The sequence below is a fragment of the Bradyrhizobium sp. JR4.1 genome (assembly GCF_040548605.1).
Classification (GTDB): domain Bacteria; phylum Pseudomonadota; class Alphaproteobacteria; order Rhizobiales; family Xanthobacteraceae; genus Bradyrhizobium; species Bradyrhizobium canariense.
In genome coordinates this window covers 191422-213706 of the sequence record NZ_JBEPRY010000001.1, presented here as the reverse complement: position 1 = coordinate 213706, position 22285 = coordinate 191422, and the positions used below count along the sequence as shown (strand labels likewise).

Genomic DNA, 22285 nt, shown 5'->3' with positions numbered 1-22285 from the left:
TGCCTGCTAAGAGGGCAGCATGCATCGATCGATTCGAAATGCCGTGAGACTGGTTCCACTCGCGCTCGTCCTGCTCGCGCCTGCCGCGCGCGGGGGCGAATCCGACGCGCTGCCGCCAGCCGTCCGCAATGCCAAAGCCCAGCTGTTGTCGCAATTTTTCGCGCAAGGCGGCGCGTCGCCGGCCGTGCTCGAATATCGCCGCAAGCTGCAGGAGTATCAGGCGGCGCGTGCTGCGTTCGACGAGGAAGCCGGCGCATATTGGAGTCAGATCTCCGAGAAGCGGAAAGGTCGCAACGCCAAGCGGCGCAGCGGGCAGCAGATCACGCTCGACGATTACGTGCTGGAGCATCCGCCGCTCTATAACGGGCCGAAACGGCCGGTGAATCCGGAGCCGGAGGAAACCCCGGACCGCCCGACGAAAAGGCCGATCCCCGTGGCCGCCGATCTGCTGCGTGCGGCGCAGGAACTCTACCAGTTCACGCCGCAGCGACCCTCCAGCGAAGTCGAATTCAAGCGCGTCTATGCGCGCTACGCGGTGGCCTCGGGGCTGACGCGCGAGCAGGCGGTGCGGGTCTATGCGTTCGAGACCGGCGGCACCGGCAGTTACGACGTGCAGGCGGGAATCGAGCATGGCGGCAAGCGCGCCATTTCGACCGCGATGGGCTACAACCAGCTGCTGACGACCAACAGCGTCGAGCTGCTGGCCGAGCAAGGCCATGAATTCATCCGCGCGCTCTCCGACAGGGTCGCGCGGACCTCGGGCCCGGCGCGACAGTCGCTCGAGCACAAGCTCGCCGTTCTGAAGAAAATGGTGGCACATGCCAAATCGGTGCCCGACACCTGGTCGGAGCACGAGAAGATCGGCAACACCGCGCAGGGCTGGGCCATGCATGCCATGGTGCTCGACATCGACATCGGACCGATGCTGCAGACCCACAAACTGCTCACCTCGGTGCTGTTTGCGCGCGCCAAGGGCTATAGCCGCCCGCTCAGCGCGGCCGAGCTCGAGATGATGAACCTCACCGGCGACGGCACCGGCCTCGACATGGTGACGATGCCGCAGGCGATGCGCGAGCAGGTGCCGACCTCGAACTTCTTCCAGCGCGGCGGCTACGAGCGCAACCCGGTCGCGATCCGCCACAACACGGTGGCGAAGCTGCTGGCGGTGACGGATACGAGGATGGACAGCAACAGCAACAACGCCGGCGCGCGCGAGCTGGCGGGGGCGTTCTAGCCGTTCGCCCTGCCACACCTTCCGCTGTCATGCCCCGGCTTGACCGGGGCATCCAGGACGCCGCGGCCTCTCGATTCAATCACGACGGCCTCTGGAATACTGGATCACCCGCTTTCGCGGGTGATGACACCGAGTGTGTGGTGGCGCCGTCGCCCGCCATCCCCGCCCTACTGATCCGACCCGAACTTGAACTTGCCGTCGCCTTCCAGATACGGGCCGCTGCGCATGTAGAGCTGGCCGTTGTGGCCGATGAAGAACAGCGTGCCCTTTGGCACCTTCTTGGCGCCCTTCAGAAGTTCGCCGGCATTGCTGGTGCCCATCTTGTAGGAGAAGGTCTTGCCGTCCTTGTCATAGGCGTAGCCGGTGTCGGGCTTGAGCTCCCAAGGTGTCGCAGCGGTCTGCGCCAATGCGGGTGCAGCCAACGCGCCGAGCATGGCCGTCACCAGAAAAATCCTTGTCGAAAATGCCATCACCCTATCCTCCCCATCGAGGCGCCCCGGCTTGAACAAATCACGAACGGCGCTTCCAGGTCAATTTGCGAAAGCGCCGCAGCGCATCACGTCTTGCCGAGCAGTTTGTGATTTTCCCTTCGTCCCCGCGCGACTATGTTCCGCTTTCCGTCTAGAACGCAATTCGACAAAAACATTGGGTAGGGGATGATTCGAATGAACCTCGTCATTAAAGCTTGCTGGGCCGCCGGCCTGTTGCTGACGGTGCTCGCGCCGGCCGCCCGGGCCGATGATTACCAGCTCAGCCACAACCAGAGGATTTCGTGCAGCCGCGGCCTGGCCCCAGGCAAGCTGAACACCGCGACCTGCAAGTCCTACACATATCTCTTCAACACCAAGACCTCGGAATATTTCCGTTGCCAGGTCTCGCTGGCGCTGACCCGCGACAACAAGGAAGTCATCAACGTCCAGACCGACGGCGCCTGCACCAAGAAGCCGCGCATCTTCGAGACCGACGGCCATTACGATTTCGACGCCACCGAGACCGAGCCGCCGAACACCAATTCGTTCTTCGGCCCCGGCGGTTACTCGGTCTGGGCCGCCGACGTCGGCGCGCAGAAGGTGCGCGGCTGCATCATCATCTCCTCCGGCCTCGGCTCCGACATCTCCAAATGCCTGGACATGACTTTCCAGTGAGGGGCTGTCCACGCCTGGCTGCGCCACCTCGCCGCACCCGCCGAGTTCCCCAAAAATCGAGCCAGGACAGCCATTTACCGCAGTCCTGTTTTGACTTTTGGATGGGTTGACCCGCCCCCCTCATCCGGCCAACTTCCCGGCCGGTTTGGGGAGTAGAAAGATCATGAAACGAACGATTTTCGGCGTGGCCGCGGCTGTTGCTCTGGCGGCGTCGGCGCCTTGCGCGCAGGCGCAATCCTTCATCAACGTGCTGACCGGCGGCACCTCCGGCGTCTACTATCCGCTCGGGGTCGCGATCGGAAAGATCTACGGTGACAAGATTCCGAACGTGAAGACGCAGGTGCAGGCCACCAAGGCGTCAGTCGAGAATCTGATCCTGCTCCAGCAGGGCCGCGGCGAGCTGGCGTTCACGCTGGGCGACTCGCTGAAAGCGGCCTGGGACGGCGAGGAGGAGGCGGGCTTCAAGTCCAAGCTCGACAAGCTCAGGACCATCGGCGCGATCTATCCGAACTACATCCAGATCGTCGCGACCGCCGAGAGCGGCATCAAGACGCTGGCGGACCTCAAAGGCAAGAGCCTGTCGGTCGGCGCGCCGAAATCGGGCACGGAGCTGAATTCGCGCGCGATTCTGGCGGCGGCGGGTATGAGCTACAAGGATCTCGGCAAGGTCGAGTATCTGCCGTTCGCCGAATCCGTCGATCTCATGAAGAACCGACAGCTCGGCGCGACCCTGCAATCGGCCGGGCTCGGCGTGGCCTCGTTGAAGGATCTGTCGACCTCGAGCCCGATCACGGTGGTGTCGGTACCGAAGGAGACCGTCGACAAGATCGGCCTGCCCTTCATCGCGGCGACCATTCCCGCCAACACCTACACCGGGCAGGACAAGGACGTGCCGACCGCGGCCGTGGTCAACTATCTCGTCACCAGCTCGGCCGTGTCGGACGATCTTGCCTACCAGATGACAAAACTGGTCTACGAGTCGCTGCCCGAGCTCGCCAACGCGCATGCGGCCGGCAAGGAGATCAAGCTCGAGACGGCCGCCAGCGGCAGCCCGGTTCCGCTGCACCCCGGCGCGATCCGCTATTACAAGGAAAAGGGGCTGATCAAGTAAGGTCGGCCGTCACTATCGGACGTCATGGCCGGGCTTGTCCCGGCCATCCACGTTCTAAGGCCAGGCGAGAAAGATCGTGGATGCCCGGGACAAGCCCGGGCATGACGGTCTGAATACGCGGCGCCAATGCTATAAGCGCTGGACGGTTGGGGACATATCGATGTTGCAGGCAGAGGGCAGCGAAGCGCCCATCAAGGTCGAGTTCGACAATTTCGAACACGGTTTTCCGGAAGGCTTTGGTCCGGGCTGGTGGGGCACGCTCGCGTACTGGATCGGCATCGCCTTCGCGACCTTCCAGCTTTATGTCGCGGCCTTCAACTATCTGCCGAGCCAGGTGGTGCGCGGCGTCCATGTCGGATTCCTCATCCTCCTCACCTTCGGCCTGATCGGCAACTTCACCGCCAAAAGCAATGTCGGCCGCGGGCTCGGCTGGCTGATCGGCAGCGCGGGCTTTCTGTGCGGGCTCTATCAATGGATCTTCTATGCGGATCTGATCGCACGTGACGGAGATCCGACGCGCCTCGATCTTGTGGTCGGCACGCTGCTCGCCGTCCTGATCTTCGAGGGCACGCGGCGGCTGATGGGCGCGGCGCTCCCGCTGATGTGCGGCGCCTGTCTCGTCTACTGGTTCTTCGGCCAGTATCTGCCGTCACCGCTGAACCATCGCGGCTATGATTTCGACCAGATCGTCACTCATCTCTCCTTCGGCACCGAGGGCTTTTACGGCGTGCCGATCTACGTCTCGGCGACCTACATTTTCCTGTTCATCCTGTTCGGCTCGTTCCTGGAGCGCGCCGGCATGATCCAGCTCTTCACCGACGTTTCTCTTGGGTTGTTCGGCAGGACCCGCGGCGGCCCGGCCAAGGTCGCGGTGTTCGCCTCGGGCATGATGGGCACGATCTCGGGCTCGGGCGTCGCCAACGTCGTCACTGTTGGCCAGTTCACGATTCCGCTGATGATCAGGTTCGGCTATCGCCGCGCGTTCGCGGCCGGCGTCGAGGCGACGGCCTCGATGGGCGGGCAGATCATGCCGCCGGTGATGGGCGCGGTTGCCTTCATCATGGCGGAGACGCTCGGCGTCCAATATTCGGAGATCGTGAAAGCGGCGGCGATTCCCGCGATGCTCTATTTCGCCTCCGCCTTCTGGATGGTGCATCTGGAGGCCGGCAAGCACGGGCTCACCGGGATGAAGAAGTCGGAGACTCCGAGCGCCTGGAAGGCGCTGGTGACGCGCTGGTACCTCGTGCTGCCGCTCGCAGCGCTCGTCTACATGCTGTTCGAAGGCTTTACGCCACTCTATGCCGGCAGCATGGGCCTCGCGCTCACAGTGGGGCTGATCCTCGGCACCGCCATCACGACGGGCGCACCTTCGATGGCTATCCGCTATATCTTCTGGATCGGGCTTGCGCTCGTGGTCGCGGCGCTCTCGCGCGACGGCCTTCAGATCGTGCCGGTCGCAGGCGTCGTCGTCGCGTTGATCGTGATCACTGCGTTCGTGCGCGGCGGATTTTCCGCCCTGCGCGCCTGCCGCGATGCGCTGGCTGAAAGCGCGAAATCCGCCATCACCGTCGGCATGGCTTGCGCCATTGTCGGCGTCATCATCGGCATGATGTCGCAGACCGGCGTCGGCACCATTTTCGGCGGTTGGGTGATCGGCCTCGGCGAGAAGAGCCTGTTCCTGGCGCTGATCATGACCATGCTGCTGTCGATCCTGCTCGGCACCGGGATCCCGACCATCCCGACCTACATCATCACGGCGGCGCTCGCGGCGCCCGCGCTGGCGAAACTCGGCGTACCGCTGATCGCGAGCCACATGTTCGCGTTCTATTACGGCATCATGGCCGACCTCTCGCCGCCGGTGGCGCTGGCTGCGTTAGCCGCGGCACCGATCGCGAAGGAGAATCCTGACAAGATCGGCTGGGAGGCGATGCGTATCGCGCTGGCCGGCTACGTCATCCCCTTCATCTTCGTCTATTCGCCGGCGCTGATGCTGCAGGCCGGCGATCCCATGGCAGCCAAGCTCGGCTTCTACGGCGCGGTGGCGTTGGCGACCTTGAAGGCCCTGGTGGCGATCGCCCTGTTCGGCATGGTCGCCATCGGCTTCCTGTTCACGCGCCTGACGTTCCTTGAACGTTTGGTCGCGCTCGGTGCCGCGATCTGCCTGCTCGGCGATTTCCCGTTCAGCGACACCGCCGGCTTCCTGCTCGCCGCGGCAATCGTGCTGTGGCAGTGGCGGCGGCGTCCGCCGGCGCCGGTCGAGGCGGTGTGAGCCTCTGCTTCGTCACAGCCTCAGGCGTGAAGGCGCTGGCGCTGTCCGCGTTCACGCTGGTGTGGACGCATTCCATCGCGAAGGTCGACTGGCAGGAAGACTGGCGCGTCACCCCCGCCGGGCTCGAACTGACGCAGGCACGCGTGAAGGGCACCGGCCCCGGCATGGAGCCGCCGCCCGAGGCGCGCCTCGTCGACGGCTGGTTTCAGTGGAGGCCTGCGCGTGCGCCGATGCCGGAGGTGGTGCTCGGCAATTCGGGCGCGGCTGGCGAATGGCGGCTATGCCATGACGGCAAGTGCCGGACGTTGTCCGAGATTGTCGGTCATCCCATTGGTGCTAACGTCACCACGATGAAGATTTGCGACGATCCGTAGCCCGGATGAGCGAAGCGACATCCGGGAGCGGCGGCCCCGGATATCGCTACGCTCATCCGGGCTACAAGAAAAATAAAGGAGAAACGCGATGGGTCGGCTCAAGGGCAAGGTTGCGATGGTGGTGGGCGCGGGCTCGATCGGCCCCGGTTGGGGCAACGGCAAGGCCACCGCGGTCACCTTTGCGCGCGAGGGCGCGCAGGTGTTTTGCGTCGATCGCAACGGCGCGGCCGCCGAGGAGACCGTGAAGATCATCACCGACGAAGGCGGCCAGGCGATCGCGTTCACGGCCGAGGTCTCGCGTGCGCACGAGGTCGAGGCGATGGTCGCCGCGTGCCTGCAGGCCTACGGCCGCATCGACGTCCTCGACAATAATGTCGGCATCGCCGAGATGGGCAGCGTGGTCGAGGTGACCGAGGAGAGCTGGGACCGCGTCTTCAGCGTCAACCTCAAGAGCGCGTATTTCGCCATGAAGCACGTCATCCCCGTGATGGTGAAACAGGGCGGCGGCTCCATCATCAACATCTCCTCGATCGCTTCGATCCGCCACATGGGTATCTCCTACGTCACGTACGGCACTTCGAAAGCGGCGATGAACCAGATGACGCGCACCACCGCGATCGAATTCGCGCGCCACCATGTCCGCGTCAACGCGATCCTGCCCGGCCTGATGAAAACGCCGATGGTGGAGCATTCCGCCGGTCTCGCCGCCAGTTACGCCAAGGGCGATGTCGAGGCGATGTGGCGGGCGCGCGATGCGCAAGTGCCGATGGGCCACATGGGCGACGCCTTCGACGTCGCTAACGCCGCACTGTTCCTGGCCTCGGACGAAGCGAAATATGTGACGGGGATCGAGCTCGTGGTGGACGGCGGGATCACGTGCAAGGCGGGGGCGTAGCTCCTTGCTCGTCGCCCTGGCGTAAGCCAGGGCCCATTACCACAAGGCTCGGTTGGCGAAGACTGCCGGCTCCAGCTTCTTCAACAATCAGCATTCGGGGTAATGGGTCTTGGCTTTCGCCAGGACGACACTATTGCGCCAGCGCCAGAATCCCGCCGGCGAATGAATGCCATGCCGCCGTTTCGCTGATCGGCCAGTTCAGCACCTTCACCGCCAGCATCGCGAGCGTGCCGGTGATGTAGACCGGGTGCACGCGGCCTTCGGTGCGCCAGTCGCGTACCATGGCGACGACGAGCAGCAGCGAAGCGACCATCGCGGGTGCGATGGTGACGGGCACCGGCGGCGGCCCGGGCGGTCCCGGAGGCGCGAGGAAAGTGAGAAACCAGCGCGCGATCGCGGCATCGAGGATGGAGACCGCGGCGAGCAGCATCAGGCGTTTGTGAATCTCCGGCTTTCGCGTGTTCATGATCGCGAGCACGAACACCATTGCAAAGAACGCAATCCCGCTCATCGGTACGATCGAGAAGGCGATGCCGGCCTCTTTCTGTCCGAGCGCCGCGGAATGCTGCATCACATGGACGGAGGCGAGGAAGCCGAAGATCGTCATCGCGGTCGCGAGCGAAACGCCGGCGATGCCGAGCGCACGGTGATTGACCACGCGGCCTGAGGCGGCGAGCCAGGTCTGGATCACGAAATAGAGAGACCAGGTGAAGAACAAGAGACCATGGAAATGAATGACGGGGCTTGCGGACAAGGTCCGTTGCGCGAGCGGCACAAAATAGGTCGGTGCGAAGCCGAGAAAGGCGGTGGCCGCGCAGGCCAGCGCCATGTGGAGATAGAAATATCGTGCGGGCGACGCATCTCGCGCGCGCACACGACGGTCGTCGATCAGGGTCGTCATGAGGGATGAGTCTGGAGAGGCGGCGTTTGGTTCAAAGCAAACCGTCCCTGCACCGTCGTCCCGAGGCGCGCACAGCGCGAGCCCGGGACCCATAATCACAGGGCGCGGTTTGGCGCGAAGCTGGTAACTCCGAATCTTCGCAAAACACTTGCTGCGGCGTATGGGTCCCGGATCTGCGCTTCGCTTGTCCGGGACGACAGCGGTGTTTGCGGATCTAACCCCCCGCGCTCAATTCCGCGCGATCGAGCTCCTCCTCGATTCTGTGAAACGCGTCGTCGCCGATCACCTCGGTGGCGCGGAGTTCGAAGATCGACTTGCGCGCGGCCGCGATGCCGCGGCGGCGCAGGGGATCGGCCGGCAGTTCGCCGTTGGTGATGCCGCCATGGGGATCGTCGTCGGCCTGCATCAGGATGGCGCGATATTCGAGCCGCAGGATTTCGGCTTCCTCCGACGGATCGTCCTCGATCGCGTCGAGCGCCGCGCGATAGGCGACGGCGCGGGCACGCGCGACCTCGATGCCGACGGGATCGTCGTCCTTGAGGCCGAACGCCAGGATCAGCGGCCGCAACGTCAGGCCCTGCACGACCAGCGTGCCGAGCACGACGGCAAACGCCGAGAAGACGATGAAGTCACGATGCGGAAAGCTCTCCGGCAGGGCAAAGGCGGTGGCGAGCGTAACCAAGCCGCGCATGCCGCACCAGGAGATGATGAGGCCGCCCTTGGCCGAGGCGACCTGCTTCGGATCCTTGGGGTGATAGATGCCGTGCGCCACCAGCGTGCGCAGCGTCGTGCGGTAGAACGTGATCCAGGCCAGCCGCACCAGGACCACGGTGAGCAGGATCCAGGCGGCCGCCACGCAATATTCCCAGCGCACGTCCGCATCGAGGCGCGTCCAGATCGGCCGCATCTGCATGCCGATCAGCATGAAGGCGAGCACGTTGAGCACGAACACCATGGTTTCCCACACCGCATAGGAAGGTACTCGCAGCCGCGCCGGCATGCGTGTCCCAGCCGTGCGGGCGATGGTGATGCCGTAGACTACTATGGTGAGGATGCCAGAGAGACCGAGATGCTCGGCGGCAATCCAGACCATGAAGGTCGTGGCGAATTGGATGATGATCGAGCTGGGGGCCTCCTTCACGCGTTCCATGAACAGCGGAATGACGCGGCCTGCGACCAAGCCCGCGACGACGCTGCCGACCAGGGCCAGCGCCATGGTCGGCGCGACCTGGCTCCATGCCAGATGCTCGGTTGCGATCGCTCCGACCGCGATGCGATAGATCAAGAGCGCGGTCGCGTCGTTGAGCAGGCTCTCGCCTTCCAGGACCTTGACCATGCGGTGAGGCAGCTTCACCTGGCTCAGGATCGCGACCGCAGCGGCCGCGTCCGGCGGGGCCACGATGGCGCCGAGCGCAACCGCGGCGGCCCAGGGCATGTCAGGCATCAGCCGGTGGGCGACGTAGGCCACAGCGGCCGTGGTCAGGCCGACGGCGGCGACGACCAGAGTGGAGACCGGAACCCAATTGTTGCGGAGATCGCGCAGCGAGGTGTCGAAGGCGGCATCGAGCAGGACCGGTGCGACAAAAAGAGCCAACGCCAGGTCGGGCTCCAGCGTCCAGGACGGGCTCGACGGCACAAACGCGATCAGCGCGCCCCCGATCGCGAGAAAGGTCGGATAGGGGACCTTGATCCGCCGCGCCAGCGCCGATAATCCAACGGCGCCGAGCAGAAGCACGATGATCCATTCGAATGTCGACACGTTGATCCCCGAAACCGATTTGAGCGGCGCCACAAGCTAGCACCAATCCGGCCGTATGATGGATAGTGCGGCCCCCAGGCAAGACCTCAACCCGGACCTTAACCCAAGATTTTCCGACTGTGACGAGCATGCGTTTTCTCATTCAATGGTCCGGCGCCGGGGTGCTCTTCGCGCTCTCGTTCGTCGTGGCTCATGCCGCGACCGGCGGCGAACCGGCCGCGGTCCCGCAGGTCGACATCGCGCCGTGCCTCGCGGCTGCCGCGGCCGACGACATCGACAAGGCCGCCACGGCCTGCGCCGCCGTGATCGACAACGAGAAGACGGCGAAAGGCGATCTGATCAAGGCGCTGATCGCGCGCGGCGGGCTTTATGCGCGGCACGACCAAGTCGACCGCGCGATCGCCGACGACAGCCGCGCTCTGGAACTCGATTCCGGTCTCGCCGATATCTTCAACGCGCGGGGCGAGCTCTGGCTGAGGAAGGGCGACAAGCCCAAGGCGGTGCAGGATTTCGGCGCGGCATTGAAGATCGATCCGAACCACGAGCAGGCCAAGGCCAATCACAAGGCGATGGCGCGCGAGATCGAGCGGATCGGCGCGCAGATGGCGGTCGCGGGCAAGCCCAGCTTCATTTGCAAGGGTGCGCGCCGCCCCGTCGAGAAGGCGATCTGCGTCAACCGCGAGCTCGCTGATCTCGACCGTGAGGTCTTTGCCGCCAACGCGCGCGTGTTGCGCGAAGCCCGCAATGCAGGCGAAGCGAAGGCGCTTCAGCGCGAGCAGGACGATTTCATCGCCCGCCGCAACGCGGGGTTCGGCCGGCCGGGGTACGATTTGAAGAAGGCGATGCAGGAGCGGCTGCAGCGGCTGAACGGGGTGGACGGGTATTGAGGCTGCTCATCTCGCCCGTAAGAGCGGGTCGAAAAAGGGAAGGATCGGTGCGCCGCTGGCACGCCTCGATTTGAACCGATTCTTTGGCCGCCGCGACAATGGTGAAAGCCTGATGTCCCGGAGCTCTATGCCATGTGCGGCACGCATCCTTCCGCGCAAATGCTCTCGTTTGCAAAAATCTCGTTTCGCTCGCTCCTGCTCAGCGCGGCAATGAGCGTCGTCCTCGTCGCTCCTGCCTTGGCCGGCGTCGATTGCGTGATGGAGAGCAAAGCCGCTCCGGCTGAGCTGATCCCGGCCTGCAGCGCCACCATTGACCAGGCCTCAATTCCATCCTCCGATCGCGCCGCGGCGTTGCTGGTGCGCGCCGACGCCAATGCGCGGACCTCGGGCGGCCTCACGCAGGCGCTGCGGGACATCGACCGCGCCATTGCGCTCGATGGCAAGAACGCAAAAACCTGGCGCCTGCGCGGCGATCTCCTCCGCGAGGCCGGCGGCGATCTCAACCGCGCCGCGGCGGACCTCAGCAAGGCCATCGAACTCAATCCGCAGGATTCGGAATCTTACGAGCTGCGCGGCGTGGTCTACACCAACCAGCGCCGGCTCGACCGCGCGCTTGCCGATTACGACCAGGCGATCAAGCTGAAGCCTGACAATGCACAGGCCTGGTCAGACCGCGGCGTGACCTATTATCTCGGCGGCGACAACGAGAACGCGATCCGCGATCTCAGCGAGGCGTTGCGGCTCGATCCGAATCGGCCGCGCAGCTACACCAATCGTGGCGCCGCCTACAAGAAGCTCGGCCAGCTCGAGAGGTCGGTTGCCGACGACGGCGAGGCGATCAGGCTCGATCCGAAGGTGCCCGAATATTACGACAATCGCGGGCTGTCCCTGGCCGCGATGGGCGAGTACGACAAGGCGATTGCCGATTACGATCAGGCGCTGCGGCTGGCACCGCGCCCGAACTTCTTCGCTAACCGCGGCGACTCCTACCACCTCAAGGGCGAGCTTGGCGCGGCGCTGAGCGATTACGAGGCCGCGCTGAAACTCGAGCCGAATTTCGCGCAGACCTACAATAACCGCGCCGTGCTCTACAAGAAGATGGGCGAGCGCAAGAAGGCGCTGGCCGACTACGAGACCGCGCTGCGGCTCGATCCCGGCAACGACAACGCTGCCGCCGGCCGCCGCGCCATGATCGCGGAGATCGTGAAATTCGGCGGCGAGCCGCTGCGGCCGCTCGCGGCGAATTCCGGCAAGGGCCCGTCGTTCGATTGTGCCACTGCGAAGCGCGAGGTCGAGAAGGTGATCTGTGCCGATCCGCAGCTGGGTGTGCTCGATCGCCAGATCGCCGAGACTTATGAGCGCGTGCTGAAATCGGCCGGGTCCCGCTCGGCCGGCGACCTCCGTCGCACCCAGCGCGACTTCCTCGCCACCCGCAATACGAGCTTCGGCCGCGCCGGCTATGATCTGAGGAAGGTCATGCAGGACCGCCTGCAGCGGCTGAACGCGATGGATAGCTGAGCACTGTTCTTTTCAGCTTGAACCGCGGCCCATTCCCGGGAAAATAGCCCTCAAACATGGCCGGTACTTGATCCCTGTCATGGCGGGACGTTTGTCCTGCCACAAGGTCAAGGCCAGGCGAATAAAAGGGAACGGGAGCGCGGGAATGAACGTCCGAGGAAACGTCCAAGGAAACATCGACGGAAAGAGCCTCTATCACGAGGTTTATGCGCGCTCGCTGGCCGACCCTGAGGGCTTTTGGGCCGAGGCGGCCAAGGAGATCGACTGGATCGAGCCACCAAAAAAGATCTTCGATCCCTCGCCGGGCGTCTACGGCCGCTGGTTCAGCGGTGGCATTGTGAACACCTGCTACAACGCGCTCGACCGCCACGTCGAACGCGGCCGCGCCGACCAGATCGCGCTAATCCATGATTCGCCGCTGGCAAATAGCGTCACCAGATTCACCTACGCCGAACTGCTGGCCGAAGTGCAGGCGCTCGCCGCCATCATGCAGGACTTTGGTGTCGCCAAGGGCGATCGCGTCGTCCTCTATATGCCGATGGTCCCGGAGGCCGTCGTTGCGATGCTCGCCTGCGCGCGCATTGGCGCGGTGCACTCCGTGGTGTTCGGCGGCTTTGCCGCGAAAGAGCTCGCCACCCGCATCGACGATGCGCAGCCAAAGTTGATCCTGTCGGCGAGCTGCGGCATCGAGCCCGGCCGCATCGTGCAGTACAAGCCGCTGCTCGACGAGGCGATCAGGCTTGCGGGCGCAAAGCCGAAGGCCTGCATCGTGCTGCAACGTCCGCAGCTCGTCTGCGCCCTCACGCCCGGCCGTGACTATGATTGGGCGGGCCTGCGCCGCAAGGCGATGAACGACGGCAAGCAGGCGCCTTGCGTGCCCGTCGCCGCCACCGATCCGCTCTACATCCTCTATACGTCAGGCACGACCGGCATTCCCAAGGGCGTCGTGCGGGACAATGGCGGCCATCTCGTCGCAGTGAAATGGTCCATGTTCAACCTCTATGGCGTCAAGCCGGGCGAGGTCTGGTGGTGCGGCTCCGACATCGGCTGGGTGGTCGGCCACAGTTACATCGTCTACGGCCCGCTGCTGCACGGCGCGACCTCGATCATGTATGAGGGGAAGCCGGTCGGCACGCCCGATGCCGGCGCGTTCTGGCGCGTGATCAGCGAGCACAAAGCTGTCGCCTTCTTCACTGCGCCGACCGCGTTCCGCGCGCTCCGGAAAGAAGATCCGGAAGGAAAATTCATCCGGCAGTACGACCTCTCGACGTTCCGCACGCTGTTCCTGGCCGGCGAGCGCGCCGATCCGCCGACGGTGGAATGGGCGGAGCAGCAGTTGAAAGTGCCTGTCATCGACCATTGGTGGCAGACCGAGACCGGCTGGTGCATCGCCGGCAATCCGGTTGGCTTAGGCCAGCTGCCGGTGAAGCACGGATCGCCGACGGTGCCGATGCCGGGCTACCAGGTCGACGTGGTCGACGAAGCGGCAAAGCCGGTCGGTCCGAACACCATGGGCTCGATCGTCATCAAGCTTCCGATGCCGCCGGGCTGCCTGCCGACACTGTGGAATCAGGACGAACGGTTTAAGGAAGCCTACCTCACCGAATTCCCCGGCTACTACAAAACATCGGATGCCGGCTACAAGGACGAGGACGGCTATGTCTTCGTCATGGGCCGCACCGACGACATCATCAACGTCGCCGGCCATCGGCTCTCCACCGGCGGCATGGAGGAGATCCTGGCTTCGCATCCCGATGTCGCCGAATGCGCCGTGCTCGGCGTCAAGGACGCGATCAAAGGTGAGGTACCCTGCGGCTTCCTGGTGCTCAAGGCGGGTGTGAAGCGGGCCCCCGCCGAGATCGAGAAGGAGATCATCGCGCTGGTGCGCGACAAGCTCGGTCCCGTTGCCGCGTTCAAGCTCGCCATCACCGTCGGGCGCCTGCCCAAGACGCGCTCCGGAAAGATCTTGCGCGGCACCATCAAGAAGATCGCAGATGGTGAAGCCTGGACCATGCCGGCGACGATCGAGGACCCCAAAGTGCTCGACGAGATCGGCGATGCACTGAAGGGGCGGGTGTGAGGTTTGCAATGGGGCTTGAATAGGCCGCATTTTTCCGCTCAATCCTCATCCTGAGGAGCGCGCCTGGCGCGCGTCTCGAAGGATGAAAGGCCCCGCTGCTCCAGCTTGGCCTGCATGGTTCGAGACGCCCGCTGCGCGGGCTCCTCACCATGAGGATGAAGGGCCTGCCATGAATTCGAAGCCGTTTCTAGCGATTGCATTTGCGGGCCTCATTCTCTCCGCCTGCTCCGCGCGCTACCAGACGCCGGTGGCGATGGGCGGCGATGATGACGACGCGGTCTGCCAGAGCCGCGGCTATGCGGCCGGCTCGCCTGAATACGTGGCCTGCCGCAAGGACCGCGACGTCCAGCGCAGCGCCGCGACCACCCGCGCCGACCGCCGCCAGCGCGACCTCGGCGAATACATGCTGAACCATCCGGACCGGCCATGATGTAAGCCGTGGCATTATCCTGCCGCGACAGATCTGCAACGCCGCAGCCAAATCGCAATCGCACTTGTCCTGATTTGATCGGCATCAATCCTTCACCACTGCCTTTCTGCTCTGACGCTGATGTCGCGCAACGAAGCGCGCAAATGGCTGAATGGGAATGCAATGGACGGAATAATAAGAAACATGGCGCGGCTCGCGACGCTAGGTGCGGCGCTGGCGGGGGCTTTTGCCTCGGCACAGGCCGCCGATTTGCCGGTCTACAAAAAGGCGCCGCCGCCGGTAGAAGCCTTCAATCCCTGGATGGTGCGTTTGCGGGTGCTTGGCGTGTTGCCGGATGCGGGCGGCTCGACCGTCAATGTCGCCGGCGTTCCGTCACTGTCGTCGCCGAATTCGGGCCTCTCGATCAGCGACCAGGTCGTGCCTGAGCTCGACATCAGCTATTTCTTCACCAGGAACATCGCGGCCGAGCTGATCCTGGGCGTAACCCGGCATTCGATCAGCGGCACCGGCTCGCTCGCAAATCTGCCGATCGGCAAGACTACGCTGCTGCCGCCGACGCTGACCCTGCAATATCACTTCGACAATTTCGGCGCATTCAAGCCGTATATCGGTGCCGGCGTGAACTACACAATGTTCTTCAGCAACTCCGCCGCCAATACGCCGGCCGTCATCGCAGGTCCGCCCGCGATTGTCGCCACCACCACGAGCCTGCATGTCAGCAACGCCTTCGGTGGCGCGGTGCAGTTCGGCTTCGACTACATGCTCGATCGGCACTGGGGCCTCAACGTCGACGTCAAGAAGCTCTGGTTGCGGCCGGACTATTCGGCGACGGTCAGTGGGCTGCCGGTTATCGGCACCGCGCATATCGACCCGTGGCTGGTCGGCGGTGGTGTGACGTATAAGTTCTGAGATTGTTGTTGTGTTAGGGAGGCACACTGTCTCCCTAACGTCGTCCTGGCGAAAGCCAGAACCCATACCGCGGAATCTATCGACTGGGCGCGATAGGAGAACCGAGCGACGAGACTTCGCCTAATTCCTCCTTGGGGTAATGGGTCCTGACTTTCGCCAGGACGACGCCGGAGGGTATGCGTTGTCAGTCGTTTTGCAGATGCAAAACAAAAACGCGGCAGGTTTCCCTGCCGCGTTTTTGTTGCGTTCACGAAGGAAGAGAGAAGGATTACTCCTCCTCCTGGTCCTGCTTCTTGCCGCCGAGCGTCTTCAGCTTGGCGAACACGGCATCGACGTTGAGATCGTCGCTGGACCGCTCCGCGGGTTCGTACTCGTCCTTCTTGGTGGTTTCGGAGGCCGGCAGCAGGGTGGCGCCGCCATAGGCTGCGTCGATCGGCTTTTCCTTGGCCGCGCGCGCGACCTCGAAATCGAGCTCGATCTGCGAGCAGAGGCCGAGGGTGACGGGGTCAATCGGCGTCAGCTGGGAGGTGTTCCAGTGGGTGCGATCGCGGACGCTGGCGATCGTGCTCTTGGTCGTGCCGACCAGGCGCATGATCTGGGCATCCTTGAGCTCGGGATGGTTGCGCAGCAGCCAGAGAATGGCGCTCGGGCGTTCGTGGCGGCGCGAGACCGGGGTGTAGCGCGGGCCCTTGCGCTTGGGTTGCGGCGGCAGCACCACCTTGCTCTCCTGGAGGCGGAGCCGGTAGTCCGGGTTGTTCTCGCCCTTCTCGATCTCCTCGCGGGTCAGCTGGCCGTTGGAGAGGGGATCCATGCCCTTGATGCCCTGGGCGGCGTCGCCATCGGCGATCGCGCGCACCTCGAGGGGGTGCATTTTGGTGAAATCGGCGACCTGATCAAAGGTCAGCGCGGTGTTGTCGAGCAGCCAGACGGCGGTCGCCTTGGGCATCAGAGGTGCGTTGCTCATGGCAAATCTCCTTTGTGCTTCGCCCACCCCTTTGGAGGCGAAACCGGTGGTCATCAGCGATGACTGGGAATTCGCGCTATATAAGCCCGGAGGGGGTAGCCACGCAATGGTTCTGCTATAGATAGTGCCTTGACAGCGCCCGAAAGGGGGCCCAATTCCCTCTGAAGTCCCTGTAAGACCGTACCCAAGCCCTATTCATTCATCGACCGCTTCCCGCCCATTTGGCGAGGTGATTCGGTCCCGAGATCGCTCAATGTCAGCCAAACCAGACCTCAAGATCGTGCTTTGTTCTCCCCGTGGCTTCTGCGCCGGGGTGGTCCGGGCGATCGACACCGTGGAACGGGCGCTCGATAAATACGGCGCCCCCGTCTATGTTCGCCATGAGATTGTGCATAACAAATACGTCGTCGATGGGTTGAAGAAGAAGGGCGCGATCTTCGTCGAGGAACTCGCCGAGATCCCGGAAAACACCACCGCGCCGGTGGTGTTCTCGGCCCATGGCGTGCCGAAATCGGTTCCGGCCGACGCCACGTCCCGCAATTTGTTCTCGCTGGATGCGACCTGCCCCTTGGTCACCAAGGTCCACCGCGAGGCCGCGATCCATTTCAAGCGCGGCCGCGAGATCTTCCTGATCGGCCATTCCCATCATCCGGAGGTGGTGGGCACGCTCGGCCAGCTCCCGACTGGCGCCGTGACCCTGATCGAGACCGCCGAGGACGCGAAGACCATCGCCCCGAAGGACCCGAACAACCTCGCCTTCGTGACCCAGACCACGCTGTCGATCGACGACACCGCGGAGATCGTGGCGCTCCTGAAGGAGCGCTTCCCGAACATCAACGGGCCGCACAAGGAGGACATCTGCTACGCCACCACCAACCGCCAGCTCGCGGTGAAGAAGGTGGCGCCGGTGGTCGACGCCCTGATCGTGGTCGGTGCGCCGAACTCGTCGAACTCGCAGCGCCTGCGTGAGGTCGCCGAGCGCGAGGGTTGCCCGATCGCCGTGCTGGCGCAGCGCGCCACCGAAATCGACTGGAAGCGGTTCGAGAACATCACCAGCCTCGGCATCACCGCGGGCGCCTCGGCCCCGGAAGTGATCGTCGAGGAGATCATGGACGCGTTCGCCGAGCGCTTCACGCTGCATGTGGAGACGGTCTCGGCCGCGGAAGAGAACGAGTTCTTCCCGCTGCCGCGTCAGGTGCGCCCCGAAGCCGCCGCCGAGTAGACCTTCATGGCGGTCTACACCGACGTTGCCGCCGACGAGCTTGCGGACTTCCTCAACCAATACGATCTCGGCGAGTTGCTCTCGTACAAGGGCATCGCCGAGGGCGTCGAAAATTCCAACTTCCTGCTGCATACGACCAAGGGATCGTTCATCCTCACGCTTTATGAGAAGCGCGTGGCGAAGAACGATCTGCCGTTCTTCCTCGCACTGATGACGCATCTGGCCGAGCACGGCGTCAACTGCCCGCTGCCGGTGAAGGGAACGGACGGCGAGGCGTTGCGCGAGCTGTCGGGCCGGCCGGCCGCGATCATCACCTTTCTCGAGGGCGTCTGGCCGCGCAAGCCGAACGCGGCCCATTGCGCCGGCGTCGGCGAGGGGCTCGCCAGGATGCATCTGGCGAGCGCGAATTTCGCGATCAGGCGTGCGAACGCGCTGTCGGTCCCGGGCTGGCGGCCGCTGTTCGATGCCGCGTCACAGCGGGCCGACGAGGTGCAGCCCGGCCTGCGCGCGTTCCTGAGCCACGAACTCGACTACCTCGAGAGCGGGATCTGGCCGACGCAGCTGCCTGAAGGCGTGATCCACGCCGACCTCTTCAACGACAACGTCTTCTTCCTCGGCGACAAGCTCTCCGGAATCATCGACTTCACTTTCGCCTGCAATGATATGCTGGCTTATGACGTCGCGATCTGTCTCAACGCCTGGTGCTTCGAGCCGGATCATTCCTTCAACGTCACCAAGGCGCGGGCCTTCCTCAACGCCTATGGCCGTGTGCGAAAGCTGTCCGAGGCGGAAGAGGCAGCGCTGCCGCTGCTCGCGCGCGGCGCCGCGATGCGGTTCCTGCTGACGCGGCTGGTCGACTGGCTCAACGTTCCGCCCGGCGCGCTGGTTCGGCCGAAGGATCCGCTGGAATATGTCCGCAAGCTGCGCTTCCACCAGAGCGTTTCCAGCGTGCGCGACTACGGGCTGATGCCGTCGGGGCTGGTGGCGTGAGCGAGCTTCCGATTGTCACGATCTACACCGACGGCGCCTGCTCGGGAAATCCGGGGCCCGGCGGCTGGGGCGCGATCCTGAAGTTCGGCGACAAGGAAAAAGAACTGAACGGTGGTGAGCGCCACACCACCAACAACCAGATGGAATTGATGGCGGCGATCTCCGCGTTGGAAGCGCTGAAGAAGCCGTGCACGGTCGATCTCTATACCGACAGCCAATATGTCCGTCAGGGCATCACCGGCTGGATTCACGGCTGGAAGCGCAACGGCTGGCGCACCGCCGACAAGAAGCCGGTGAAGAATGTCGAGCTATGGCAGCGCCTCGATGCTGCGCTGAAGGCTCATGACGTGCGCTGGCACTGGGTCAAAGGCCACGCGGGGCATCCCGAGAACGAACGCGCCGATCAGCTCGCGCGGGACGGCATCGTGAAGGCGCGGTTGCAGGCGCGGGTGGCGGAGTAGCGCGGATCCGCGCTCCTTCCTCATGTTCCGCCGTCATCGCCCGGCTTGACCGGGCGATCCAGTACGCCGCGGCCTCTCGATTCAACAACAACTGTCTCTGGAATACTGGATGCACCGCTTTCGCGGGGCATGACAGTGTCGTTTGTGGCTGAAAGCGGTGGCCGCTTACAGCTGCCCGAGCAGCGTATCGCCGCCGGACACCTCGACCTTGCCGGGCATCGCCTCGAGGTTCAGCTTCTTGACCACGCCGTCCTCGACCAACATCGAATAGCGCTTGGAGCGGATGCCGAGACCGTTGCCGGAGGCGTCGAGCTCCATGCCGATCGCCTTGGCGAAGTCGGCATTGCCGTCGGCGAGGAAGATGGCCTCGTCGCGCTGGTCGGTGTCGCGCTTCCACGCGTTCATGACGAAGGCGTCGTTGACGGAGACGATGGCGATGGTGTCGACGCCCTTGTCCTTCATGGCGTAGGCGTTGAGGAAGATGCTCGGCAGATGCATCTTGTGGCAGGTGCCGGTATAGGCGCCGGGCACCGCGAACAGCGCCACTTTCTTGCCCTTGAAGATGTCGTCGGTGGTCTTCACCTGCGGGCCTTCGGCCGTCATCACGCGGAATTTCGCCTCGGGCAGCTTGTCGCCAGTCTGGATCGCCATCGTCAGTCTCCCTGAAAATCGGTCCCGCTTTTTAGACCGTGCGGCGGCGCTGCACAATGTTGCCGGTAGGGCAGGCGGTGAGGGCGGGACCCTTCACCATTATGTCATCAGCCGGCGAACCCGCCGCCGTCGAGGAAGGCCTGCTCGTCCGGGGTGGTGTCGCGGCCGAGCAGGCGGTTGCGGTGGGGGAAGCGGCCAAACCGCCGGATGATGTCGGCGTGCTCACGCGCGTATTTCAGGTTTTCGGCATTCTCGGTGTTTTGAAACAGCGCGACGCAGTGCAATTGGTCGGGCAGGTGCTCGGAATGCATGAAGGGCAAATAGAGGAATTCGAGCAGGACCGGATCGATCCTTTGATCTGCACCCCGCGCAATGGCGCGGCGGGCGACGTCGCGCGCGAGCGCGTCGCTGGCAAAGGCCTGCGCCGTGCCCCGGAACATGTTGCGCGGAAACTGGTCGAGCACGATGACGAGCGCGAGTGCGCCCTCGTCGGTCTCCTCCCACGACGAGAGCTCGCCGGCGACCGCCTTCTGCCACAGCGCGAGAAAGCGGCGCCTGACCTCCGCGTCGAATGCGTCGTCGCGCTCGTACCAGGCATCGCGGCCGGCCTCGCGCCAGAAGGCGAGGATGCCGGCCGGACTGATATTGCCGAAATCAGTCATGAACGAAAGAGGCGCCTACGCCGCCTCCGCCTTCTTCTCGTCGCGGAGCTGCCGGCGCAGGATCTTGCCGACATTGGTCTTCGGCAGGTCGGTGCGGAATTCGATGTGCTTGGGCACCTTGTAGCCCGTCAGCTGCTCCTGGCAGAACTTGACCAGGGCCTCCGCCGTGAGGTCCGGGTCCTTCTTGACCACGAACGCCTTCACCGCCTCCCCCGACTTGGAATCGGGAATGCCTATGACGGCGCATTCGAGCACCCCGGGGTTGCTCGCGATCACTTCCTCGATCTCGTTCGGATAGACGTTGAAGCCGGAGACCAGGATCATGTCCTTCTTGCGGTCGACGATCTTGGTGTAGCCTTTCTCGTCCATGATGCCGATGTCGCCGGTGCGGAAATAGCCGTCTGCGGTCATCACCTTGGCGGTCTCCTCCGGCCTGTTCCAATAGCCCGACATCACCTGCGGACCCTTGGCGCAGATCTCGCCGGGCTGGCCGAGCGGCATCTCGTTGCCGTCGTCGTCGCGGATCGAGATCCAGGTCGAGGGCACGGGGATGCCGATGGTGCCGTTGAACTCGGGATCGGTCGTGGTGTTGCAGGTCAGCGTCGGAGACGTCTCCGACAGGCCGTAGCCTTCGGCGATCGAGCAGCCCGTGATCGCCTTCCACTGCTCGGCGACGGGGCGCTGCACCGCCATGCCGCCACCGTTTGAGATCTTCAGCTTGGAGAAGTCGAGCTTCTTGAAGTCGGGATGATGCATCAGGCCGTTGTAGAGCGTGTTCACGGCCGGGAAGTTGTTGACCTGGTACTTCGCCAATTCCTTGATGAAGCCCGGGATGTCCCGCGGGTTGGGGATCAGGAGATTGCAGCCGCCGGCGCGCACCGCGAGCAGGTAGCAGGCCGTCAGCGCGAAGATGTGATAGAGCGGCAGCGCGCAGACGACCATGAGTTGATCGACATGCGGCGGCGCGGCCATCGCCGGCTGCAGCCAGGCGTCGTTCTGCAGGACGTTGGCGACGATGTTACGATGAAGCAAGGTGGCACCCTTGGACACGCCGGTGGTGCCGCCGGTATATTGCAGGAAGGCGACGTCGCCGGGCGACAGCTTCGGCTTGTTGAATGCCAGAGAGCGGCCGGCGGAGATCGCGTCGTTGAAGGACACCGCGCCTGGCAGCGACCAGGCCGGCACCATCTTCTTGACGCGGCGGACGACCAGATTGACGATCACGCCCTTGAAGCCGAGCAGGTCGCCCATGCTGCCGACGATGACGTGCTTGACTTGCGTCTTCGCGATCACCTGCTCGACGGTGTGGGCGAAATTCTCCAGCACGATGATGGCTTCGGCGCCGGAATCCTTGAGCTGGTGCTCGAGCTCGCGCGGCGTGTAGAGCGGATTGACATTGACCACCGCGAAACCGGCGCGCAGTACGGCTGCGGTCGCGACCGGATATTGCAGCACATTCGGCATCATGATCGCGACGCGGGCGCCGCGTTGCAGGCCTTGCCCTTGCAGGTAGGACGCCATCGCCAGCGACATCTGGTCGAGGTCGCGATAGCTGATCGACTTGTCCATGCAGATGAACGCCTTGCGGTCGGCGAACTTGGCGAAGCTCTCCTCCAGGAGGTCGACCAGCGATGAATATTGCGTCGGCTCGATATCGGCGGGGACGCCGGGCGGATATTGCTTAAGCCAGATGCGCTCCATGGAAACTCCCCTCATTGACCAGAGCCCGTTGTGTCTCGGGCTTGCCTCATTGCCGTCAGTATCGAGCCTGCCGGAACGGGTGGCAAGCGGTCGAGGCTTAGGATAAACGCCAGGGAGTGGCT

The 22285-nt window shown here is 64.1% G+C and carries 21 protein-coding genes; 14 read left to right on the top strand and 7 right to left on the bottom strand.

Features of this window, described 5'->3' with window-relative positions; all coding sequences use genetic code 11:
- Window positions 1-19 precede the first annotated feature (19 nt).
- Window positions 20-1234, top strand: coding sequence for a hypothetical protein (locus ABIB90_RS01075; RefSeq protein ID WP_354199970.1), 1215 nt, complete (start codon window positions 20-22; stop codon window positions 1232-1234).
- A gap of 167 nt (window positions 1235-1401) precedes the next feature.
- Here ABIB90_RS01075 and ABIB90_RS01070 read toward each other — a convergent pair whose 3' ends face one another.
- Window positions 1402-1704 carry a hypothetical protein gene (locus ABIB90_RS01070; RefSeq protein ID WP_007597523.1) on the bottom strand — a complete coding sequence of 101 codons (303 nt, stop codon included), beginning with the start codon at window positions 1702-1704 and terminating at the stop codon, window positions 1402-1404.
- Between the two features lie 195 nt (window positions 1705-1899).
- Here ABIB90_RS01070 and ABIB90_RS01065 point away from each other — a divergent pair, with 195 nt between their 5' ends.
- The 5 genes from ABIB90_RS01065 (at window position 1900) to ABIB90_RS01045 (ending at window position 7028) form a co-directional block, all read left to right on the top strand.
- Entirely contained in the window at window positions 1900-2379 is a 480-nt protein-coding gene (locus ABIB90_RS01065) for a hypothetical protein (protein WP_354126877.1), read from the top strand.
- Window positions 2380-2542: 163 nt separating this feature from the next.
- Window positions 2543-3490: a TAXI family TRAP transporter solute-binding subunit gene (locus ABIB90_RS01060; protein ID WP_007597521.1), complete on the top strand. Its 948-nt coding sequence runs from the start codon at window positions 2543-2545 to the stop codon at window positions 3488-3490.
- Window positions 3491-3650: 160 nt separating this feature from the next.
- Window positions 3651-5759 carry a TRAP transporter permease gene (locus ABIB90_RS01055; protein ID WP_354199969.1) on the top strand — a complete coding sequence of 703 codons (2109 nt, stop codon included), beginning with the start codon at window positions 3651-3653 and terminating at the stop codon, window positions 5757-5759.
- Entirely contained in the window at window positions 5720-6133 is a 414-nt protein-coding gene (locus tag ABIB90_RS01050; protein WP_473366877.1) for a DUF1850 domain-containing protein, read from the top strand. The genes ABIB90_RS01055 and ABIB90_RS01050 overlap by 40 nt, the downstream gene beginning before the upstream one ends.
- An 88-nt stretch (window positions 6134-6221) precedes the next feature.
- Window positions 6222-7028: an SDR family NAD(P)-dependent oxidoreductase gene (locus tag ABIB90_RS01045; RefSeq protein ID WP_219682439.1), complete on the top strand. Its 807-nt coding sequence runs from the start codon at window positions 6222-6224 to the stop codon at window positions 7026-7028.
- 130 nt (window positions 7029-7158) lie between these two features.
- Here the strand turns inward: ABIB90_RS01045 and ABIB90_RS01040 are convergent, their stop codons facing one another.
- Window positions 7159-7929 carry a hypothetical protein gene (locus ABIB90_RS01040; RefSeq protein WP_007597515.1) on the bottom strand — a complete coding sequence of 257 codons (771 nt, stop codon included), beginning with the start codon at window positions 7927-7929 and terminating at the stop codon, window positions 7159-7161.
- 214 nt (window positions 7930-8143) lie between these two features.
- Window positions 8144-9721 (bottom strand): cation:proton antiporter, encoded by a 1578-nt coding sequence (locus tag ABIB90_RS01035; protein ID WP_354199968.1) that lies wholly within the window; start codon window positions 9719-9721, stop codon window positions 8144-8146.
- 95 nt (window positions 9722-9816) lie between these two features.
- On the opposite strand from ABIB90_RS01035, the gene ABIB90_RS01030 reads away from it, so the two are divergent.
- The 5 genes from ABIB90_RS01030 to ABIB90_RS01010 all read left to right on the top strand — a co-directional run bounded on the left by ABIB90_RS01030 (window position 9817) and on the right by ABIB90_RS01010 (window position 15512).
- The gene (locus tag ABIB90_RS01030; RefSeq protein ID WP_007597512.1) at window positions 9817-10575 is read left to right on the top strand and encodes a tetratricopeptide repeat protein; all 759 of its coding nucleotides are present in this window, start codon (window positions 9817-9819) and stop codon (window positions 10573-10575) included.
- A gap of 132 nt (window positions 10576-10707) precedes the next feature.
- On the top strand, window positions 10708-12093 hold the full coding sequence (locus tag ABIB90_RS01025; RefSeq protein WP_354199967.1) for a tetratricopeptide repeat protein: 1386 nt from the start codon (window positions 10708-10710) through the stop codon (window positions 12091-12093).
- A 145-nt stretch (window positions 12094-12238) separates the two neighbouring features.
- Window positions 12239-14173 (top strand): propionyl-CoA synthetase, encoded by a 1935-nt coding sequence (locus ABIB90_RS01020; RefSeq protein ID WP_007597510.1) that lies wholly within the window; start codon window positions 12239-12241, stop codon window positions 14171-14173.
- 169 nt (window positions 14174-14342) lie between these two features.
- Window positions 14343-14603 carry a hypothetical protein gene (locus ABIB90_RS01015; protein ID WP_007597509.1) on the top strand — a complete coding sequence of 87 codons (261 nt, stop codon included), beginning with the start codon at window positions 14343-14345 and terminating at the stop codon, window positions 14601-14603.
- A 162-nt stretch (window positions 14604-14765) separates the two neighbouring features.
- A complete protein-coding gene (locus ABIB90_RS01010) occupies window positions 14766-15512 on the top strand; it encodes an OmpW/AlkL family protein (protein ID WP_354200369.1) in 747 nt (248 codons plus the stop codon).
- 268 nt (window positions 15513-15780) lie between these two features.
- Here ABIB90_RS01010 and ABIB90_RS01005 read toward each other — a convergent pair whose 3' ends face one another.
- Complete coding sequence (locus ABIB90_RS01005) at window positions 15781-16476, bottom strand: DUF1013 domain-containing protein (RefSeq protein WP_007597507.1); 696 nt, start codon at window positions 16474-16476, stop codon at window positions 15781-15783.
- Between the two features lie 253 nt (window positions 16477-16729).
- On the opposite strand from ABIB90_RS01005, the gene ispH reads away from it, so the two are divergent.
- From ispH to rnhA, 3 genes are read left to right on the top strand one after another with little or no spacing between them, the layout of a single operon-like run.
- Window positions 16730-17698: a 4-hydroxy-3-methylbut-2-enyl diphosphate reductase gene (gene ispH / locus ABIB90_RS01000; RefSeq protein ID WP_007597506.1), complete on the top strand. Its 969-nt coding sequence runs from the start codon at window positions 16730-16732 to the stop codon at window positions 17696-17698.
- A gap of 6 nt (window positions 17699-17704) precedes the next feature.
- On the top strand, window positions 17705-18688 hold the full coding sequence (locus tag ABIB90_RS00995) for a homoserine kinase (protein ID WP_007597504.1): 984 nt from the start codon (window positions 17705-17707) through the stop codon (window positions 18686-18688).
- On the top strand, window positions 18685-19149 hold the full coding sequence (gene rnhA, locus ABIB90_RS00990; RefSeq protein WP_007597503.1) for a ribonuclease HI: 465 nt from the start codon (window positions 18685-18687) through the stop codon (window positions 19147-19149). The genes ABIB90_RS00995 and rnhA overlap by 4 nt, the downstream gene beginning before the upstream one ends.
- A 165-nt stretch (window positions 19150-19314) precedes the next feature.
- Here rnhA and ABIB90_RS00985 read toward each other — a convergent pair whose 3' ends face one another.
- The 3 genes from ABIB90_RS00985 to ABIB90_RS00975 form a co-directional block, all read right to left on the bottom strand.
- Window positions 19315-19800: a peroxiredoxin gene (locus tag ABIB90_RS00985; RefSeq protein ID WP_007597501.1), complete on the bottom strand. Its 486-nt coding sequence runs from the start codon at window positions 19798-19800 to the stop codon at window positions 19315-19317.
- A gap of 107 nt (window positions 19801-19907) precedes the next feature.
- A complete protein-coding gene (locus ABIB90_RS00980) occupies window positions 19908-20462 on the bottom strand; it encodes a DUF924 family protein (RefSeq protein ID WP_354199966.1) in 555 nt (184 codons plus the stop codon).
- Window positions 20463-20477: 15 nt separating this feature from the next.
- Window positions 20478-22163: a long-chain fatty acid--CoA ligase gene (locus tag ABIB90_RS00975; RefSeq protein WP_354199965.1), complete on the bottom strand. Its 1686-nt coding sequence runs from the start codon at window positions 22161-22163 to the stop codon at window positions 20478-20480.
- Window positions 22164-22285 lie beyond the last annotated feature (122 nt).

Bases quoted from the DNA above. Each gene is read 5' to 3' on its own strand.
- ABIB90_RS01040 (WP_007597515.1), bottom strand. From the start codon at position 7,929: ATGACGACCCTGATCGACGACCGTCGTGTGCGCGCGCGAGATGCGTCG.
- ABIB90_RS00980 (WP_354199966.1), bottom strand. From the start codon at position 20,462: ATGACTGATTTCGGCAATATCAGTCCGGCCGGCATCCTCGCCTTCTGG.
- ABIB90_RS01015 (WP_007597509.1), top strand. From the start codon at position 14,343: ATGAATTCGAAGCCGTTTCTAGCGATTGCATTTGCGGGCCTCATTCTC.
- ABIB90_RS01010 (WP_354200369.1), top strand. From the start codon at position 14,766: ATGGACGGAATAATAAGAAACATGGCGCGGCTCGCGACGCTAGGTGCG.
- ABIB90_RS01070 (WP_007597523.1), bottom strand. From the start codon at position 1,704: ATGGCATTTTCGACAAGGATTTTTCTGGTGACGGCCATGCTCGGCGCG.
- ABIB90_RS00995 (WP_007597504.1), top strand. From the start codon at position 17,705: ATGGCGGTCTACACCGACGTTGCCGCCGACGAGCTTGCGGACTTCCTC.
- ABIB90_RS00975 (WP_354199965.1), bottom strand. From the start codon at position 22,163: ATGGAGCGCATCTGGCTTAAGCAATATCCGCCCGGCGTCCCCGCCGAT.
- ABIB90_RS01025 (WP_354199967.1), top strand. From the start codon at position 10,708: ATGTGCGGCACGCATCCTTCCGCGCAAATGCTCTCGTTTGCAAAAATC.
- ABIB90_RS01045 (WP_219682439.1), top strand. From the start codon at position 6,222: ATGGGTCGGCTCAAGGGCAAGGTTGCGATGGTGGTGGGCGCGGGCTCG.
- ABIB90_RS01030 (WP_007597512.1), top strand. From the start codon at position 9,817: ATGCGTTTTCTCATTCAATGGTCCGGCGCCGGGGTGCTCTTCGCGCTC.
- ABIB90_RS01060 (WP_007597521.1), top strand. From the start codon at position 2,543: ATGAAACGAACGATTTTCGGCGTGGCCGCGGCTGTTGCTCTGGCGGCG.
- ABIB90_RS01020 (WP_007597510.1), top strand. From the start codon at position 12,239: ATGAACGTCCGAGGAAACGTCCAAGGAAACATCGACGGAAAGAGCCTC.
- ABIB90_RS01055 (WP_354199969.1), top strand. From the start codon at position 3,651: ATGTTGCAGGCAGAGGGCAGCGAAGCGCCCATCAAGGTCGAGTTCGAC.
- ABIB90_RS01075 (WP_354199970.1), top strand. From the start codon at position 20: ATGCATCGATCGATTCGAAATGCCGTGAGACTGGTTCCACTCGCGCTC.
- ABIB90_RS01005 (WP_007597507.1), bottom strand. From the start codon at position 16,476: ATGAGCAACGCACCTCTGATGCCCAAGGCGACCGCCGTCTGGCTGCTC.
- ABIB90_RS00985 (WP_007597501.1), bottom strand. From the start codon at position 19,800: ATGGCGATCCAGACTGGCGACAAGCTGCCCGAGGCGAAATTCCGCGTG.
- ABIB90_RS01065 (WP_354126877.1), top strand. From the start codon at position 1,900: ATGAACCTCGTCATTAAAGCTTGCTGGGCCGCCGGCCTGTTGCTGACG.
- ispH (WP_007597506.1), top strand. From the start codon at position 16,730: ATGTCAGCCAAACCAGACCTCAAGATCGTGCTTTGTTCTCCCCGTGGC.